This is a genomic window from Thalassolituus sp. ST750PaO-4, assembly GCF_020320405.1.
In the GTDB taxonomy this organism is placed as follows: domain Bacteria; phylum Pseudomonadota; class Gammaproteobacteria; order Pseudomonadales; family Oceanobacteraceae; genus Venatoribacter; species Venatoribacter alkanivorans.
On record NZ_JABVCB010000008.1, the window covers coordinates 38724 to 56167 of the forward strand.

The window sequence follows — 17444 nt, forward strand, 5'->3', positions numbered from 1 at the left end:
GGATGGCAGCTAGTCGGCCATCTGCTCCTTGATAAACTGAAACAGTTTTTTGTACGAACTGCCGGGCTTCGGTGGTTCGCTGCTCATTTCTTTCTGGGCGTTACGCACCAGATTACGCAGTTGCTGGCGGTCCACTGCCGGAAACTCTTCGATAAAAGCATTCAGCCCGTTGCTGTCGCTGACCAGACGGTTACGCCACAATTCCTGCTGGCGGATGCGGCGGCCGTAGGCTTCGCTGGACGGATCAAACAGGTCGAGTTTTGCCTGAATCGCATCCCGGTCTTCATCACCAACCAGACGGCCAATGTACTGCATATGACGACGCTTGGCTTCGTGCTGCTTCAGCCTGGCGTTTTCCACCAGAGCGTTGTACAGGGTTTCGCTGATCGGCAGCTCTTTCCACTTGGCAGCATTCAGCTCAGTCAGACGTTTGCCCAGTTCTTGCCAGCGCTCTGCTTCGCGCTTCATTTCGGACTTACTGACGTATTCGATCTCGTCGTCCGGGTAATCAGATTCGTTCATCAGGGGTACTTTAAATGCAGGTTACAGATAGAACAGGGTAGCTAACCCCAGGAAAGATAGAAAGCCGATCACGTCGGTGACGGTGGTCAGCACCACGCTGCCAGCCAGGGCGGGATCGATGCCACGGGCCTTGAGCAGCAGTGGCAGACTGGCGCCGGCCATTGCCGCCACCATCAGATTGATGATAATGGCCGCGCCGATAATCAGGGCGATCGCCGGGTCACGGAACCAGGCGTATGTAATTAAGGCGATAACCACAGCCCAGAGCACGCCATTAATGGCGGCGACCATTATTTCGCGGTTAAACAGCCAGCGGAAGTTGCTGCCGCTGAGATGGCCAAGTGCCTGGCCACGGATAACCAGAGTCAGCACCTGACTGCCGGCGATACCGCCCATGCTGGCGACAATAGGCATTAAAACAGCAAGAGCCACAACCTGCTCGATGGTTTTATCAAACAGGCCGATCACCGCAGAGGCGGCCAGTGCGGTGAGCAGATTAATGCCCAGCCAGACAGCACGGCGGCGGCTGGTTTTCAGCGTCGGGGCGAAGGTATCTTCTTCGTCATCCAGACCGGCCATACTCATCAGCGAGTGATCCGCAGTTTCGCGGATAACGTCAACCACGTCATCGATGGTGATACGGCCAAGCAGCATGCCGGCAGCATCGACAACTGGCGCCGAGACCAGATCGTGGCGTTCAAACAGTTTGGCAACTTCGCTCTCGTGCTGGGTTGCCTGAATAACCCGCGCGTCGGTGCTCATCACTTCACGCACGGTCTGTTGCGGGTCGCTGACCAGCAGTTTGCTGATCGCCAGCGTGCCGATAAATTCGTTCTGGCGGTTAACCACCAACAGGTTATCGGTCATAGCGGGCAGGGATTTGTGGCGGCGCAGGTAGCGCAGTACAACCTCAAGGGTGATATCCGGACGAATGGTCACGGTATCGGTGTTCATCAGACCACCGGCGCTGTCTTCCGGATAGCCCAGAACGGCTTCGAGACGGGCGCGGTCCTGGTGGTCCATCGACTCCAGAACTTCCTGAGTTACACGCTCAGGCAGCTGCTGCAGCATGTCGGCCACGTCATCGGTGTCGAGGTCGGCGGTCAGGTCGACAACTTCTTCCGCACTCATGTCGCTCAGGAAGTGGCTTTGCAGCTCTTCGCTGAGGTTCTGCATGACCTCGCCTTCGAGTTCCTTATCGACCAGTTCCCACAGCAGCTTACGGGCTTTAGGCGGAGAAGATTCGATCAGGTGGGCGATATCAACCGGTGCCAGACCCGAATTCAGGATGCGACGCACCTGCGCCAGCGCACCACTTTCCAGCGCGGCGGTCAGGCTGTGTAACTTGGCTTTAGCCTTTTCGGTCTGCTGTGCCATGCGTCGGTTCGGTCCAGGGGATGGTTGAATGCTCAGATTCTAGCCTGATTAGGCCTCTGATACCACGAAACTACTCGCAGAATTGCGCGTAGAAGATTGTTTTGCCGGGCTATTCTTCTTCGTCAAAACGCCGGTTAATAAGATCAATCAGGGCGGCCAGTGCGTGTTCAGCATCCTGGCCTTCAGCATGGATATGTATGTTGGTGCCTTTGCTGGCGGCCAGCATCATCACCGCCATAATGCTTTTACCGTCGACCATGCGGTCGGGGTAACCGACTTTGATCTGGCAGGAATAAGCAGCGGCGGTGGAAACCAGCTTGGCGGCTGCGCGGGCGTGCAGGCCCAGCTTATTGATGATGGTGATTTCGGTGCTGGTCATCCGTATCAGTCCTGATGAATGTCGGCACTGCCCAGCTCGCGGTGGCGGACCTGAACATTGCTGTAATGATGACAGAATTCTGCCTTAAGTTGCTCTGCCAGGTAAACGGAGCGGTGCTGCCCGCCGGTGCAGCCGATGGCAATGGTCATATAGCTGCGGTTGGCATCGACAAAGGCAGGCAGCCAGCGCTGAATAAACCCGCTGATGTCCTGCTGCATTTGTCCAACCTGAGGCTCCCGGGCAAGGAAATCAATGATTGCCGGGTCGCGCCCGGTAAAGGCGCGCAGTGCCGGGTCCCAGTAAGGGTTGGGCAGGTTGCGGACATCGAATACATAATCGGCATCAATCGGGATGCCATGCTTGAAGCCGAAAGATTCAAACAGAATGGCGATATCGGTGCTGGTTTTATCCGCCACCCGCAATTTAATCAGGCTGCGCAGCTCATGCACAGACATGCTGGTGGTATCCAGCGTCAGATCGGCAAGGTTGGCGATAGGCTCCAGCAGCAGGCGCTCTTTATCGATGGCTTCGGCCAGAGATGTGCTTTTACTGGTCAGTGGGTGCTTACGCCGGGTGGAGCTGAAGCGCTGCAGCAGCACTTCTTCGCTGGCGTCGAGATAGACGACATCCAGCTGGTATTCTTCGCTGGGCAGCTGGTGCAGTACATCGTGGATATTGTCGAAGGCATGGGGCAGATTGCGGGCGTCAACACTGACGGCGACTTTGGCCAGTTTTTCTTCGCTTTCGGTCTGGCGGGCCAGCGCTGGCAACAAAGCAACCGGCAGGTTATCAATGCAGTAGAAGCCCAGATCTTCCAGTACGTGCAGAGCACTGGATTTTCCTGAGCCGGACCGGCCGCTGATCACCACTAAACGCATTGCTGTGCTCCTCCATTGCCCGTTGGGCTGATGTCAGCCCGGTTGTCCGCTCAGCGCCCGCTGATAAAACCGTTGCGCATCCGGCGCTTTGCGCAGTGCCTCGCGGTAGGCCGGCTCGCTGAAGTTGCGTGCCAGCATCGCCAGAACCTGCAGGTGCTGTTCAGTAGCTTCTTCGGGAACCAGCAGAGCAAACACCAGATCGACCGGCTTGCGGTCAATGGCGTCGTAATCCACCGGCTCCACCAGACGCAGCAGTACGCCCATCGCCTGGTCGCACTGCTTCAGCCGGCAGTGGGGAATGGCAATACCTTCGCCAATCCCGGTGCTGCCGAGGCGTTCACGGCTGAGTAATCGCTCGTAAATATCGTCGGCAGAGCTGTCGCTGAGTTGTTCTGCGATAAAACCTGCCAGGTACTCCAGTAATTTCTTTTTACTGGAAACCGGAGCATCTATCAGACTGCGTTCCGGTGTGAGGATATCCTCGATGCGAATGTCCATTAATCAGCCTTGTCCGTGTTGCCGCGCCACCAGTTTTTCTTTGTGTTTCAGTACCTGACGGTCGAGCTTGTCGGTCATCTGATCGATTGCGGCATACATATCATCGTGCTCAGCGCTGGCGTGCAGGTCGGCACCGCTGACGTGGATGGTGGCTTCAGCAATCATGCGCTCTTTAATAACGGTCAGGGTTACCTGGCCGTTGGTGATGTTGTCAAAGTGGCGTCCCAGCTTGGACATTTTTTCGTCTACGTACGCTTGCAGAGATTCGGTAACGTCAACGTGGTGACCGCTGATATTAATCTTCATGTCCAGACTCCTTGTTGCTGGCTTGTTGTTTTTTAAATCAATTGTTTACGTTCGTTCGAAGGCGGAATCATCATAGCCTCACGGTATTTGGCTACCGTGCGCCGTGCCACCTGAATGCCTTTTTCACCCAACACTGCGGCGATTTTGTTGTCGCTCAGCGGTTTGCGGGCATTTTCTTCAGCAATCAGTTTTTTAATCATGGCACGGATTGCGGTGGAGGAACATTCGCCGCCGCCATCGGTACTGACATGGCTGGAGAAAAAGTACTTCAGCTCGAAGATTCCGCGTGGCGTGTGCATGTATTTCTGGGTGGTTACCCGGGAAATGGTGGATTCATGCATACCAACGGCTTCGGCAATATCGTGCAGCACCAGCGGCTTCATTGCTTCTTCGCCCTGTTCGAAAAACTCGATCTGATACTCGACGATTTTGGTGGCTACTTTCAGCAGGGTTTCGTTGCGGCTTTGCAGACTTTTGATAAACCAGCGCGCTTCCTGCAGGTGGTCGCGCAAGAAGGCGTTGTCGGTGCTGTTATCGGAACGGCGTACCAGTGAGGCGTAATCGGCGTTAACGCGCAGCTTGGGGGCGATATCCGGATTCAGCTCAACCCGCCATTCGTCGCGGATATTGCGTACCAGCACGTCGGGCACCACGTATTCGGCCTGCTCGGCACTGATGCCGGCACCTGGCTTGGGATTCAGTTCTTTAATCAGCCGCAGCACGGCTTTAAGGTCTTCTTCGCGCAGCTTGGTTTTGCGCATCAGCGTTGGGTAATCCTTGCTGCCCAGCAGCTCGATATAATCGCGGATGACCATTTTGGCTTCGTTCAGCCATGGGGTCTCAGCCGGCAGTTGCTGCAGTTGCAGCAGCAGGCATTCACGCAGATCGCGGGCAAAAGCACCGGCCGGATCAAACTGCTGCAGGCGGTGCAGTACGGCCATGACTTCGTCTTCTTCGACGTCCAGAGCCGGGTCCATGCTTTCCAGAATATCTTCGACGGTGGTGTGCAGATAGCCGTCGTCATCCACACCATCGATCAGCATCAGGGCGATCTCGCGGTCGGTATCTGACATAGGAGTCAGATTGAGTTGCCACAGCAGATGATCCTGCAGATCTTCGGTGCTGGCGTGGCGCGAGTCGTAATCGAAATCGTCGTCGATGGCATTACTGCTGCTGCCGGAGGCAACGCTGGCGGTGGTCTGGTAAGTATCTTCCCACTGACTGTCGACCGGCAGGTCGTCGGGGAGTTGTTCCTGCGACCACTGTTCATCCAGTTCCGGAGTGTCGTTGTGGCTGTCGTCCTGACTGCTGACTTCGTGGCTGCTGCTGGTGTCGTGATCGCTGTTGCGGGACAGATCGGGCAGGTCATCGTGCTCGTGTTCTTCTACTTCGAGCATCGGGTTGGAATCGAGGGCTTCCTGAATCTCCTGCTGCAGATCGAGGGTAGACAGCTGAAGCAGGCGGATGGCTTGTTGCAACTGAGGGGTCATGGTCAGGTGCTGACCCATCTTTAACTGAAGAGACGCTTTCATAAAAGTTCAGTAATCACTCAGTATCGGCATAGTCTGTGCATTATACGCCAAGCGGTAAACCTTGGAATCTTTTGTGCATCTTCCTTTGCTTTGGATCATCAGCCACTTCCCTGCAGCAGGGCTTGCCATCACAGGCGGAAATCCTCACCCAGGTACACTTTGCGTACCTGCTCGCTGGCCAATACCTGTTCAGCGGTGCCTTCGGCGATGATATGGCCACCCCCGACAATATAGGCTTTCTCACAGATAGCCAGAGTTTCCCTTACGTTGTGGTCGGTAATGAGTACGCCGATGCCACGTGCCTTGAGCTGTCGGATGATGTCCATGATGTCAGCTACAGAAATCGGGTCAACCCCGGCGAACGGCTCATCAAGCAGAATAAAGGACGGCTCAGCCGCCAGCGCGCGGGCAATCTCGACCCGGCGTCGTTCACCACCGGATAAGGCCATGCCCAGACTGCTGCGGATATGCTGAATATGAAACTCATTCAGCAGCTCTTCCAGTTTTTCCAGACGCTGTGCACGGTTGAGGTCTTTGCGGGTTTCGAGAATGGCGAGAATATTATCGGCCACACTTAATTTGCGGAAAATGGAGGCTTCCTGCGGCAGATAGCCAATGCCTTTCTGCGCCCGGCCGTGCATCGGCAGATGACTGATGTCTTCGTCGTCAATTTTGATGCGGCCTTTGTCAGCCTGCACCAGATTCACAATCATGTAGAAACAGGTGGTCTTACCGGCCCCGTTGGGTCCCAGCAGGCCAACGATCTGACCGCTTTGCACAGACATGGATACATCTTTTACCACTTCCCGGCCGTTATAGCTTTTCGCCAGGTTTTCGGCTTTCAGGGTCTTCATGGCTGTTCCTGTACTGGCTTGCTGTTATCGGTGGCAGGTTCTGCCGGAGCCTGTGGCTGAATCACGACTTTGATTCGTTGTTTTTCGCCATTACCACCAGTCTGGCCGGAGGTACTGGTGCCGCCGCTGGCGCTGACGGTTTCTTTGGTCATGTCATAGAGGATGCGCTCACCACTGAACAGGTTGCCGTCCTGCTGCAGTTGAGCATTGCCCTGAATGTTGACTTCACGTTGCCGGGCAAAGTAATCAATGCGCTGGCCGTGTGCTTTGGTCAGGGGTTTTCCCGGATTGATCTGTTGCTGATAGCGTGCCGGTTTTTTCGCTGTCCCTTCGGCAACGGCTTTTTCCAGTGTGTTATCGGTGCGGATAATCAGCAGGCGCTCCGATTCGATGCGCAGGGTTCCCTGAGTCAGAATCACATTGCCTTCATAAATAACAACGCCAGCCTTGCGGTCGAGCTCAGCGTGGTCAGAGAGAATGACCATTTCCTGCTGCCAGTCGTCGGGTAAGGCATAAGCAGAGGCTGCGCTGCACAGGACAAACAGGCCGGCCAGAAAACGATGATTATTGCGGAACATAGCGGCTATCCACCTGTGATTTGAATTCCATGCGCTGACGCGCGATATCCAGTGTCATACCGGTTGCATTGATATGTGTTTGCGGGCTTGTAATGGTTACCGGCTGATCAGTCTCGGCCAGTTGCTGGCGGCTGTGGTAGGTCAGGATGCTGGTTTCGATCAGAATATCGTCCGCAGCGTCGGCCGGATCGAGCGGCCGGATTTCGACCTGACCTACAAGGCGCAGCGACTGCTCGTTATCCTGTAGTGTTCCTTCGCGGGCATTGACCTGCCAGGTCTGGCCGTCATCATCGTCTGACATCAGCAGCGGCCCGGTAAAAAGGGTGCTTTTCGTCTGCGGATAATGGGTTGAACGTGCTGCAACAAAGGTTTGCTGTAATTCGCCATTACTGTCGTACTGGCGGTTGTACAGGCCTTCGCCATAGTAATCCGGTTCATGATTCTGCTGCTCACTCAGGGGGGGCGTCTGCTCCTGGGTGTAGCGATCCACTGCCAGCAGAGCCAGACCAAAGATCAGGGTCAGCAGTAACAGCAGATAACGCTTGCGCATCAGATTACGCCCGCGCGCAGCAGATCGTGCATATTGATGACGCCAACCGTGTCGTCGCCATTTTTAACGACCAGGGCGTTGATTTTGTTGTCTTCCATCAGCTTCAGCGCTTCAGCAGCCAGAGTGCCGGGCGTGGTGGTTTTGCCACCGACGGTCATCACATCGGCCATGGTAGCGGTATGGATATCAACTCCGTGATCAATGGCACGACGCAGGTCACCGTCGGTGAAAATACCGGTCAGCTTGCCGTTATCCTGCACGGTGGTCATGCCCAGACCTTTGGAGGTTACAACCAGCAGGGCTTCAGACAGCGTGGCGGAAGGGGAAACCACCGGAATCTGATCGCCACTGTGCATAATGTCTTCCACTTTCAGCAGCAGGCGACGGCCGAGTGAGCCGCCCGGATGAGAGAAGGCAAAATCTTCGGCGGTAAAACCACGGGCTTCCAGCAGGGCAACGGCCAGCGCATCACCCATCACCAGTGCGCAGGTGGTGGAAGAGGTTGGTGCCAGATTGAGCGGACAGGCTTCCTGATTCACGCCGGTATTTAAGTGGGCGTTGGCGGCACGGCCGAGGGTGGATTCCGGATTACCGGTCATGCTGATCAGCGCAGTGCCGAGGCGTTTAAGCAGGGGGAGCAGGCTGGTAACTTCACCGGTTTCACCGGAGTTGGACAGAGCGATAACCACATCCGATGGCTGAATCATGCCCATGTCGCCATGGCTGGCTTCACCCGGATGCACAAAAAAAGCCGGGGTGCCGGTGCTGGCCAGGGTTGCAGCCATTTTATTGCCGATATGGCCGGATTTACCCATGCCGGTAACAACAACACGTCCTTTGCAGTTCAGAACCAGCTGACAGGCGGTGGCGAAATCGTCGGTAAGACGACCTTCCAGCTGTGCAATGGCCTCCTGTTCCAGTTTGATGGTACGGCGGGCGGATTGCAGAAAATCAAAATTCATATCAGTGGTCATGAGTCAGCCATATAAAACAGAGATACCAGATAGCCAGCGTAGCTGGTGGTCAGGAACAGACCGGCGAAACGTCCGAGAGTGCCCTTACGATAACTGATTAAAAACAGAACCAACAGGGCGAGGGTCAGCGCCATCATCACGGCATAGTCGCGGTACAGTGCCAGCGGATCAACCACGGTTACTGCCAGCAGACCCGGGATTGGCATTACGGTCAGCAGGTTAAAAATGTTGGAGCCGATTACGTTACCGATGGCAATGTCATGGTGGCCTTTCAGGGCGCTGGCAACGGAGGCCGCCAGTTCCGGCAGGCTGGTGCCGATGGCGACAATGGTCAGGCCGATCACCAGATCACTGACACCATAGGCGCGGGCAATTTCGGTTGCGCCCCAGACCAGCAGTTTGGAACTGAACATCAGTGCGATCAGTCCGGCTACCAGCCAGAACACGGCAGTACGCATAGGGGTATTTTCGATTTCGGCGGCTTCGTCTTTATCGACAATGGCTTCGCCGGATTCGCTGGTATCAAGAAACATCAGGTACAACGCGACGGCCATGGAGCCAAATAAAATAATGGCGTCGGTCATATTCAGTTCGAGGTCGGCCAGTGTCAGGCCACCGATAATGCTGATCAGAATAAGCAGCGGCAGCTCTTTTTTCAGCAGTTTTTTCTGCAGCGGGATCGGACTGATCAATGCGGTGATACCCAGTACCAGGGCAATGTTGGTGATGTTGGAGCCGAGTGCATTACCAATGGCCAGATTGCCGGCACCGTCGAGGGAAGCAACGGCAGAGACGAACATCTCCGGCGCGGAGGTTCCCATAGCAACGATGGTCAGGCCGACCAGTAAAGGAGACATGCCCAGGCGGCGGGCAGAAGCAGCGGCGCCAATAACAAACTTGTCAGCGCTCCATACCAAAACAATAAGACCAGCAATAACGGCAGCATAAGCTGTGAGCATGGGGGCACCAGAGTTAATTATCAGCAGAAAATTCAGCGCGTCATTGTACCCAAGGTAATTCTGCACGCAATTGCAACTCAGCGTTTTATGAGGGGCTTATTACAATAGTTTACAGGCGTTGGTTCCGCCCGGACATTCCGCTATGCTAGCCCGACTATCCGTACCGAGTTAAAAGGACGACATTCATGTCCGTCAGTCAGCCCTACGTCTCTGTTCGTGGAATGAGCTTCAGCCGTGGTGACCGGCTGATTTATAACAATATGGATGTGGATTTTCCGCGTGGCAAAGTGACGGCCATCATGGGGCCAAGCGGAACCGGTAAAACCACACTGTTGCGTCTTATCGGCGGTCAGCTGTTACCGGACAGCGGCACTATTATGGTGGATGGACACAACGTACCGACTCTGCCGCGCAAAGAACTGTTTGATCTGCGCCGCAAAAAAATGGGCATGCTGTTTCAGACCGGTGCCCTGTTTACCGACCTTAATGTTTTCGACAACGTGGCCTTTCCGCTGCGTGTTCACACCGATTTACCTGAATCCATGATCCGCGACCTGGTGCTGATGAAGCTTGAAGCCGTTGGTCTGCGTGGTGCGCGTAATCTTTCTCCGGCAGAACTGTCCGGCGGCATGGCCAGACGCGTTGCTCTGGCACGCTCCATTGCCATGGATCCGGAAATTATTATGTACGATGAGCCTTTTACCGGTCTTGATCCGATTTCTATGGGCATGATCGTTAAACTGATCCGTGGTCTGAACGAAGCGCTGGGGCTGACCAGCCTGCTGGTGTCTCATGATGTCGAAGAGTCCTGCGCTATTGCTGATTACCTGTGTCTGTTGTCCGATGGCCGCGTGATTGGTTTTGGCACACCGGAAGAATTAATTAACGAAGGTAATGATGAAGTCCGCCAGTTTTTACGTGGTGAACCGGATGGTCCTGTGCCTTTCCATTACCCGGCGGACGATTACCGCAGCGATATTCTGGCGGGAGTGAATTAATGCTGGGCAAATTACTGGATCAATTACAGGCCGTTGGCCGCAGTGGTACCGCCGCCATCGAAGCTATTGGCCGTGGCACCTTATTGCTGAAAAATTCACTGTTCTGGGGTGGGCCGGGTAGTGCCGGATTTTATGATCTGCTGAAGCAGATTTATTCGGTTGGTGTGCGCTCCCTCATTATTATCGTCGTCGCCGGTTTTTTCGTCGGCATGGTGCTGGGCCTGCAGGGCTATAACATTCTGATCGACTTCGGCTCTGAGGCGGCGCTGGGAACCATGGTGTCGCTGACGCTGCTGCGTGAGCTTGGGCCGGTGGTCACTGCCTTGTTATTTGCCGGTCGCGCCGGTTCGGCATTAACCGCCGAAATTGGCCTGATGAAAGCCACCGAGCAGTTATCCGCCATGGAAATGATGGGTGTCGATCCGTTTAAACGGGTGATCACACCGCGTCTGTGGGCCGGCATTATTTCCATGCCGATTCTGGCGCTGTTGTTTTCTACCGTTGGTATCTGGGGCGGTGCCTTTGTGGCGGTGGATATGCTGGGCATCGACGATGGTGCCTACTGGGGCAACATGCAGGCGTCGGTCGAATTTTATGAAGACGTGGTCAAGGGCATTATCAAATCGGTGGCATTTGGTGTGGTGGTGACCTGGATCGCGGTGTATCAGGGTTATGATTCGGTGCCGACTTCGGAAGGTATCGGTAAAGCAACGACTCAGACGGTGGTGATTTCCTCACTGGCGGTGCTGGGACTGGATTTTGTTTTGACAGCCGTCATGCTGGGAGGCGTTTAATCATGCGCATGCGTTATATCGAAATTACCGTCGGAGCCTTTATGGTGATGGGTATTGTGGCTCTGGTGCTGATGGCGTTCCGCGTCAGTGGCCTGTCACTGCAGGATGCCGGTGACACTTACACCATCAAAGCGCGTTTCGAGAATCTGGGTGGTCTGACTGAGCGCGCCAAGGTATCAATGTCGGGTGTCACCATTGGCCGGGTGACCAAAGTGTATCTCGACCCTGAATGGTATTCCGCCGTGGTGGAAATGGAGATCAGCAAATCCATGAGCACTCTCACCAAAGACACTTCGGCGGCTATTCTGACTGCGGGTCTGTTGGGTGAAAAATACATCGGTCTGACGGTCGGTGCTGAAGATGAATATCTGCAGACCGGTGACTGGATCGAAGACACTCAATCGGCGCTGGTACTGGAAGAACTGATCGGACGCTTCCTGTTTAATAAGGCCGAAGAAGGTTAAACGATCTAGAGGTTAAAGGAGTTAGCCATGCGCTGGTTGCTGGTATTGCTGTCGTTAACGCTGGGCTCTGCCGGCCATGCTGCCGATTCCGGTGATCTGGCCGAGCAGGCTCATGAAGTGGTCAAGCGCACCACTGAAAAAGTGATGGCCTCCATCAATAAAAACCGCTCTATCTATGAAAGTGATAAGGCGCGTTTTTTTTGGGAGCTGGAGGATGTGCTTGGCCCGATGGTCGACTTCCAGCGTCTGACCCGGCGCATCATGGGAAATTATTACCGCGAAGCGACACTGGAGCAGCGTAAGCGTTTTGCCAGTGCCTTTAAGCGCAGTCTGCTCAGTTCGTATGCCACCGGCCTGATCGAATTCGATGATTACGAGGTGCGTGTGCTGCCTCCCAAGACCGGCGTGGAAAATACGTTGCGTAATACGCTGGTTGATCTGGAAGTTGTGACGCCCAGTGGCAAAGTCTTTCCCATTACCCAGAGCATGTATTTTCACCATCGCGACCGTCGCTGGATGGCGCAGAACGTGATCGTCAATGGTATTAATGTGGGCAAACTGTTCGGCGAGCAGTTTGAGCAGATGGTGCAGGACAATGATAGTAATATCGGCGCCGCCATCGAAGACTGGATTGAAGCTCTGCAGGAGCAGGGCCGTAAGTTACGTAAAAAAGCCCCGGGTGCCTGACACCTGTTTCTGAGCGAGACTGAGGACCGACCATGAGCGTATCGCTGACCCGTATTGATGATAACCGTGCCGAGCTGGCTGGCAGTCTGCTGGCTACTACTGTGGTCAGCGTTCTGCCAGACGGGGAAAAGCTGATCCGTGCGGCAAAGGGGCAGTGGACGCTGAATATGGCCGCAGTCAATGAAGTATCCAGTGCCGGTGTTGCTTTACTGCTGGAGTGGCTGCGCTGTGCGACAGCGGCCGGCATCAATCTGCATATTGAGAATCTGCCCGAACACATGAAGCCTATTATCAGCATCAGCGATCTGGACTCGCTGTTTGAGCCCTTGCTGGCCTGAGTCCTGATACAGGTCAGTTGCCTGTGATCTGTTACCCGCTTTCATCTTTTCATTACATATTGCCGCCGCCATTTACTTCGCCCCGACACATAAATCCGCTATGATTGGGCGTTTTCCCCCAAGCTGAGTGGTGAAGCGGTATGTCCCCGGCGGAAATTCTGCAAATTCTGCAAACAGAATCCCCTGAAGTGAGCTGGCACGTTGATGGTGACGGCTACAAATACGAAGTTGAAGCAGTTGGTGATGTGTTTGATGGCCTGAATGCCGTTAAACGTCAGCAGTTTGTTTATCGTGTGCTTAATCCTTACATTGCGGATGGTCGTATTCATGCGGTCACCATTCGTACCTATACGCCTGCTGAAAAAGCCGAATAATAAGAACCCCTATGGATAAATTACGAATTGTGGGTGGAGCGCGTCTGGACGGTGATGTCCGTATCTCCGGCGCTAAAAACTCAGCGTTACCTATTCTTGCGGCCACCTTATTGGCCGAAGGTGTGATGCGGGTGGGTAACCTGCCGCACCTGCACGACATCACCACCATGCTGGAGCTGTTGGGCTGCATGGGCGTGGAAGTCGCTATTAATGAAGATATGTCGGTCGAAACCGACTGTGCCGGCGTTAAAAGCTGTGTTGCCCCATACGATCTGGTGCGCACCATGCGTGCATCGATTCTGGTACTGGGTCCGCTGCTGGCACGTTACGGCGAAGCCGAAGTGTCACTGCCTGGCGGTTGCGCCATCGGTTCGCGTCCGGTGGATCTGCACCTGCGTGGTATGGAAGCCATGGGCGCAGAAGTGGAAGTGCTGGATGGCTATATCAAAGCCCACGTTCCGGGCGGCCGTCTGCATGGTGCCAATATCTTCCTCGATACCGTGACCGTAACCGGTACAGAAAACATTATGATGGCGGCGGTTCTGGCTGACGGCACCGTTACCATCGAAAACGCTGCGCGTGAACCCGAGGTGGTTGACCTGGCGAACTGTCTGAACGCCATGGGCGCGAAAATCAGTGGTGCCGGTTCCGACACTCTGGTGATTGAAGGCGTGGAAAAACTCTACGGCTGTTCATTCGATGTGCTGCCGGACCGTATCGAAACCGGTACTTATCTGGTTGCTGCCGCCGTGACCGGTGGCCGGGTACGCACCAAAGATACCGACCCGTTAATTATGGAAGCGGTACTGCATAAGCTCGAAGAAGCCGGTGCTGAAATCACCACCGGCCCGGACTGGATTGAGCTGAACATGCACGGCAAGCGGCCGAAAGCGGTGAATATCCGCACCGCGCCGCACCCTGCGTTCCCAACCGATATGCAGGCCCAGTTTATGGTGCTGAATGCGGTGGCTGAAGGCACGGGTACCGTGATTGAAACCGTCTTTGAAAACCGCTTTATGCACGCCCAGGAACTGGTGCGTATGGGTGCGGATATTCATGTTGAAGGCAATACCGCCATTGTGACCGGCCGTGCAACCCTGCAGGGGGCTCCGGTGATGGCAACCGACCTTCGCGCATCCGCCTCGCTGGTGATTGCTGCACTGGTGGCCAGTGGTACGACCGATGTAAACCGCATCTATCACATTGACCGCGGTTACGAATGTATTGAAGAAAAATTCCAGCAACTGGGCGCTAATATCCGTCGCGTATCAGCCTGATACGCACGCCCTGCCGGATCGCTGACAGACAAGAGAGGATCAGCAACACGATGACTCAGCCGTTAACCATTGCCCTGTCGAAAGGGCGCATTCTGGATGACACTTTGCCCCTGCTGGCGGAAGCCGGTATCCATCCGGCAGAAGACATTCATAAGAGTCGCAAGCTGATTTTTGATACCAACCATGACCATATCAAGCTGGTGGTGATCCGTGCCACCGACGTACCCACCTACGTGGAATACGGCGCCGCCGATCTGGGTGTGGCCGGTAAAGATGTGCTGATGGAATACGACAGCAACAACCTGTGCGAGCCGCTGGATCTGAACATTGCCACCTGCCGTCTGATGACGGCGGCAATTAAAGATGCCGTGATGCCACAGGGCCGTCTGAAAGTGGCCACCAAGTTTGTGAATACCGCCAAGCGTTACTTTGCCGAGCAGGGTCGCCAGGTGGACATCATCAAACTCTATGGTGGTATGGAGCTGGCTCCGATCATGGGCCTGGCCGATATGATTGTGGATATCGTCGATACCGGAAATACCCTGAAGGCCAATGGTCTGGAAGCGCGCGACTTAATTGCCCCGATCAGCTCACGTTTAGTGGCAGGACGCGCGGCAATGAAAGTAAAGCATGCGCAGATTCAGCCCATCATTGATCAGATGGCGGCGGCAGTAGAACGCCAGCGCCAGGCCAAGGCTTAATTTTCCGGAGTAATACCATGACTATCGAAATCCGCCGTTTCAGTTCTGCTCAGCCGGACTATGCGCAGCAGATGGATACTCTGCTGGCATGGGAAGCTGTGTCTGATGCTCAGGTGCAGAAAACCGTATCTGACATCGTGTTTGATATCCGTACCCGCGGCGATGCGGCACTGATTGAATACACCAATAAATTCGACCGTATGAATGTGTCCTCGATGGCGCAGCTGGAACTTAATCAGGAGCAGCTGCAGAAAGCCCTCGATGAATTACCGGCCGAACGCCGCACTGCATTATTGCTGGCTGCTGAGCGTGTGCGTGCTTACCACGAAAAGCAAAAACAGGATTCCTGGGACTATACCGAAGCTGACGGTACTCTTTTAGGCCAGAAAGTAACACCGATGGATCGCGTCGGTATCTACGTTCCCGGTGGTAAAGCGGCGTATCCGTCGTCTGTGCTGATGAATGCTATTCCGGCCCACGTTGCCGGTGTACAGGAAATCATCATGGTGGTGCCAACCCCGGATGGTGAACTGAACCAGCTGGTGCTGGCTGCTGCAGCGGCAGCCGGTGTCAGCCGCGTATTTACCGTGGGTGGCGCGCAGGCGGTTGCCGCGCTGGCGTACGGTACCGAAACCGTACCGGGTGTGGATAAAATCGTTGGCCCGGGCAATATCTATGTGGCGACGGCCAAACGTATGGTGTTTGGCCAGGTTGGTATCGATATGATCGCCGGTCCGTCCGAAATTCTGGTGGTCTGCGATGGCAAGACCGATCCGGACTGGATTGCTATGGATCTGTTCTCCCAGGCGGAACACGATGAAGACGCGCAATCGATTCTGGTGTCGACCGATGCTGACTTCCTCGATGCTGTTAAAGCCTCCATCGACAAGCTGTTGCCAACCATGGAACGCGCCGAGATTATCCGTACCTCGCTGACTGAGCGTGGCGCCCTGATTCATGCACAAAGTGATGCTGATGCGATTGCCATCATCAACCGCATTGCGCCGGAGCACCTGGAATTGTCGGTAGAAGATCCGCAAGCCTGGCTGCCAACCATCCGTCATGCCGGTGCCATCTTTATGGGTCGTTACACCGCAGAAGCGCTGGGCGATTACTGTGCCGGGCCGAACCACGTATTGCCGACCTCCGGCACCGCGCGTTTCTCATCACCTCTGGGTGTGTACGACTTCCAGAAGCGTTCGTCGCTGATTATGTGCTCGGCCGATGGCGCCTCTGAACTGGGTAAAACCGCCTCTGTGCTGGCCCGTGGTGAATTCCTCACCGCTCACGCCCGCTCGGCTGAATACCGTATTAAGGACTGATATCAATGAGTCAGTTCTGGAGCCCGTTTGTAAAAGACCTGGTGCCTTATGTACCGGGTGAACAGCCGAAAATGACGCGGCTGGTGAAGCTCAATACCAACGAAAACCCGTACGGCCCGTCGCCCAAGGCGATTGCGGCGATGCAGGCGGAAGTGAATGACGATCTGCGTCTGTACCCGGACCCGAACGGTGACCGTCTTAAGCAGGCGGTTGCCGAATATTACGGCCTCAGCACGGCGCAGGTATTTGTTGGTAACGGTTCTGATGAAGTGCTGGCCCATGCCTTTCATGGTTTATTCCAGCACGGCAAGCCGCTGTTATTTCCGGATATTACCTACAGCTTTTATCCTGTGTACTGCGGTCTGTACGGCATTGAGCCAAAACAGATTCCGCTGGATGAAAACTTTCAGATTAATATTGCTGATTACACCCGTGAAAATGCGGGAGCCAATAAAGGGAAAATCGGCGGTATTATTTTCCCCAATCCGAATGCGCCCACAGGATGTCTGCTGCCATTAGCCGCGATTGAACAGCTGCTTAAGCAAAACACCGAAACTGTGGTGCTGGTCGACGAAGCCTATATCGACTTCGGTGGTGAAACGGCTATTGCGCTGGTCAACCAGTATCCGAACCTGCTGGTCACACAAACGCTGTCCAAGTCACGTTCGCTGGCCGGTCTGCGTGTGGGTATTGCCGTCGGCCACCCGGATTTAATCGAAGCGTTAGAGCGTATTAAAAACAGCTTTAACTCCTATCCGCTGGATCGCATGGCCATTGCCGGTGCGGCCGCAGCCTTTGATGACCGTGAATATTTTGACGATACCTGTCAGCGTGTGATCGACAGCCGCAACACCGTTGTTGCCGGTCTTGAGCAGCTGGGTTTTGACGTACTGCCGTCGGCAGCGAACTTTGTCTTTGCCCGTCATCCGCAAAAAGATGCCGGAGAACTGGCTGCGGCGCTGCGTGAGCAGGGCATTATCGTGCGTCATTTTAAAACGCCACGTATTGCCCAGTTCCTGCGTATTACCATCGGCACGGACGAGCAGAACCAGATTCTGCTGGATGCGCTGAAAGCACTGTAA

22 protein-coding genes are annotated in these 17444 nt (G+C 54.9%); 10 read left to right on the forward strand and 12 right to left on the reverse strand.

The window, feature by feature from the left end; translation table 11 throughout:
* Window positions 1-9: 9 nt before the first annotated feature.
* From yjgA to HUF18_RS09640, 12 genes are all read right to left on the reverse strand, one after another.
* Window positions 10-522 carry a ribosome biogenesis factor YjgA gene (gene yjgA, locus HUF18_RS09585; RefSeq protein ID WP_225692044.1) on the reverse strand — a complete coding sequence of 171 codons (513 nt, stop codon included), beginning with the start codon at window positions 520-522 and terminating at the stop codon, window positions 10-12.
* A gap of 21 nt (window positions 523-543) precedes the next feature.
* Window positions 544-1899 carry a magnesium transporter gene (mgtE, locus tag HUF18_RS09590; protein ID WP_145471041.1) on the reverse strand — a complete coding sequence of 452 codons (1356 nt, stop codon included), beginning with the start codon at window positions 1897-1899 and terminating at the stop codon, window positions 544-546.
* A 109-nt stretch (window positions 1900-2008) separates the two neighbouring features.
* Entirely contained in the window at window positions 2009-2278 is a 270-nt protein-coding gene (locus tag HUF18_RS09595; protein ID WP_145471040.1) for an HPr family phosphocarrier protein, read from the reverse strand.
* A gap of 5 nt (window positions 2279-2283) precedes the next feature.
* Complete coding sequence (gene rapZ / locus HUF18_RS09600; RefSeq protein WP_145471039.1) at window positions 2284-3156, reverse strand: RNase adapter RapZ; 873 nt, start codon at window positions 3154-3156, stop codon at window positions 2284-2286.
* 33 nt (window positions 3157-3189) lie between these two features.
* Window positions 3190-3654 carry a PTS IIA-like nitrogen regulatory protein PtsN gene (gene ptsN, locus HUF18_RS09605; RefSeq protein WP_145471038.1) on the reverse strand — a complete coding sequence of 155 codons (465 nt, stop codon included), beginning with the start codon at window positions 3652-3654 and terminating at the stop codon, window positions 3190-3192.
* Between the two features lie 3 nt (window positions 3655-3657).
* A complete protein-coding gene (gene hpf / locus HUF18_RS09610; protein WP_145471037.1) occupies window positions 3658-3960 on the reverse strand; it encodes a ribosome hibernation-promoting factor, HPF/YfiA family in 303 nt (100 codons plus the stop codon).
* 32 nt (window positions 3961-3992) lie between these two features.
* The gene (locus HUF18_RS09615; RefSeq protein WP_225692045.1) at window positions 3993-5492 is read right to left on the reverse strand and encodes an RNA polymerase factor sigma-54; all 1500 of its coding nucleotides are present in this window, start codon (window positions 5490-5492) and stop codon (window positions 3993-3995) included.
* 128 nt (window positions 5493-5620) lie between these two features.
* Window positions 5621-6346: an LPS export ABC transporter ATP-binding protein gene (lptB, locus tag HUF18_RS09620; protein ID WP_145471035.1), complete on the reverse strand. Its 726-nt coding sequence runs from the start codon at window positions 6344-6346 to the stop codon at window positions 5621-5623.
* Window positions 6343-6924 carry a lipopolysaccharide transport periplasmic protein LptA gene (gene lptA / locus HUF18_RS09625; protein WP_225692046.1) on the reverse strand — a complete coding sequence of 194 codons (582 nt, stop codon included), beginning with the start codon at window positions 6922-6924 and terminating at the stop codon, window positions 6343-6345. Before lptA ends, lptB begins: the two co-directional genes overlap by 4 nt.
* Window positions 6911-7474, reverse strand: coding sequence for an LPS export ABC transporter periplasmic protein LptC (gene lptC, locus HUF18_RS09630; protein WP_225692047.1), 564 nt, complete (start codon window positions 7472-7474; stop codon window positions 6911-6913). Before lptC ends, lptA begins: the two co-directional genes overlap by 14 nt.
* A complete protein-coding gene (locus tag HUF18_RS09635) occupies window positions 7474-8448 on the reverse strand; it encodes a KpsF/GutQ family sugar-phosphate isomerase (protein WP_225692048.1) in 975 nt (324 codons plus the stop codon). The genes lptC and HUF18_RS09635 overlap by 1 nt, the downstream gene beginning before the upstream one ends.
* The gene (locus tag HUF18_RS09640) at window positions 8445-9407 is read right to left on the reverse strand and encodes a calcium/sodium antiporter (RefSeq protein WP_225692049.1); all 963 of its coding nucleotides are present in this window, start codon (window positions 9405-9407) and stop codon (window positions 8445-8447) included. Before HUF18_RS09640 ends, HUF18_RS09635 begins: the two co-directional genes overlap by 4 nt.
* 185 nt (window positions 9408-9592) lie before the next feature.
* On the opposite strand from HUF18_RS09640, the gene HUF18_RS09645 reads away from it, so the two are divergent.
* From HUF18_RS09645 to hisC, 10 genes are all read left to right on the forward strand, one after another.
* Window positions 9593-10405 (forward strand): ABC transporter ATP-binding protein, encoded by an 813-nt coding sequence (locus tag HUF18_RS09645; RefSeq protein WP_145471030.1) that lies wholly within the window; start codon window positions 9593-9595, stop codon window positions 10403-10405.
* Window positions 10405-11199: a lipid asymmetry maintenance ABC transporter permease subunit MlaE gene (mlaE, locus tag HUF18_RS09650; RefSeq protein WP_145471029.1), complete on the forward strand. Its 795-nt coding sequence runs from the start codon at window positions 10405-10407 to the stop codon at window positions 11197-11199. Before HUF18_RS09645 ends, mlaE begins: the two co-directional genes overlap by 1 nt.
* Window positions 11200-11201: 2 nt before the next feature.
* A complete protein-coding gene (gene mlaD / locus HUF18_RS09655) occupies window positions 11202-11663 on the forward strand; it encodes an outer membrane lipid asymmetry maintenance protein MlaD (protein ID WP_145471028.1) in 462 nt (153 codons plus the stop codon).
* Between the two features lie 27 nt (window positions 11664-11690).
* Complete coding sequence (locus HUF18_RS09660; protein WP_145471027.1) at window positions 11691-12350, forward strand: MlaC/ttg2D family ABC transporter substrate-binding protein; 660 nt, start codon at window positions 11691-11693, stop codon at window positions 12348-12350.
* A 32-nt stretch (window positions 12351-12382) separates the two neighbouring features.
* On the forward strand, window positions 12383-12688 hold the full coding sequence (locus HUF18_RS09665) for an STAS domain-containing protein (protein ID WP_145471026.1): 306 nt from the start codon (window positions 12383-12385) through the stop codon (window positions 12686-12688).
* Window positions 12689-12828: 140 nt separating this feature from the next.
* Window positions 12829-13062, forward strand: a complete 234-nt coding sequence (locus HUF18_RS09670) for a BolA family protein (RefSeq protein WP_145471025.1) — start codon at window positions 12829-12831, stop codon at window positions 13060-13062.
* An 11-nt stretch (window positions 13063-13073) separates the two neighbouring features.
* A complete protein-coding gene (gene murA, locus HUF18_RS09675; protein WP_225692050.1) occupies window positions 13074-14339 on the forward strand; it encodes a UDP-N-acetylglucosamine 1-carboxyvinyltransferase in 1266 nt (421 codons plus the stop codon).
* 50 nt (window positions 14340-14389) lie between these two features.
* A complete protein-coding gene (gene hisG, locus HUF18_RS09680; protein WP_145471023.1) occupies window positions 14390-15040 on the forward strand; it encodes an ATP phosphoribosyltransferase in 651 nt (216 codons plus the stop codon).
* 17 nt (window positions 15041-15057) lie between these two features.
* A complete protein-coding gene (gene hisD, locus HUF18_RS09685) occupies window positions 15058-16362 on the forward strand; it encodes a histidinol dehydrogenase (protein WP_225692051.1) in 1305 nt (434 codons plus the stop codon).
* Window positions 16363-16367: 5 nt separating this feature from the next.
* A complete protein-coding gene (gene hisC / locus HUF18_RS09690) occupies window positions 16368-17444 on the forward strand; it encodes a histidinol-phosphate transaminase (protein WP_225692052.1) in 1077 nt (358 codons plus the stop codon).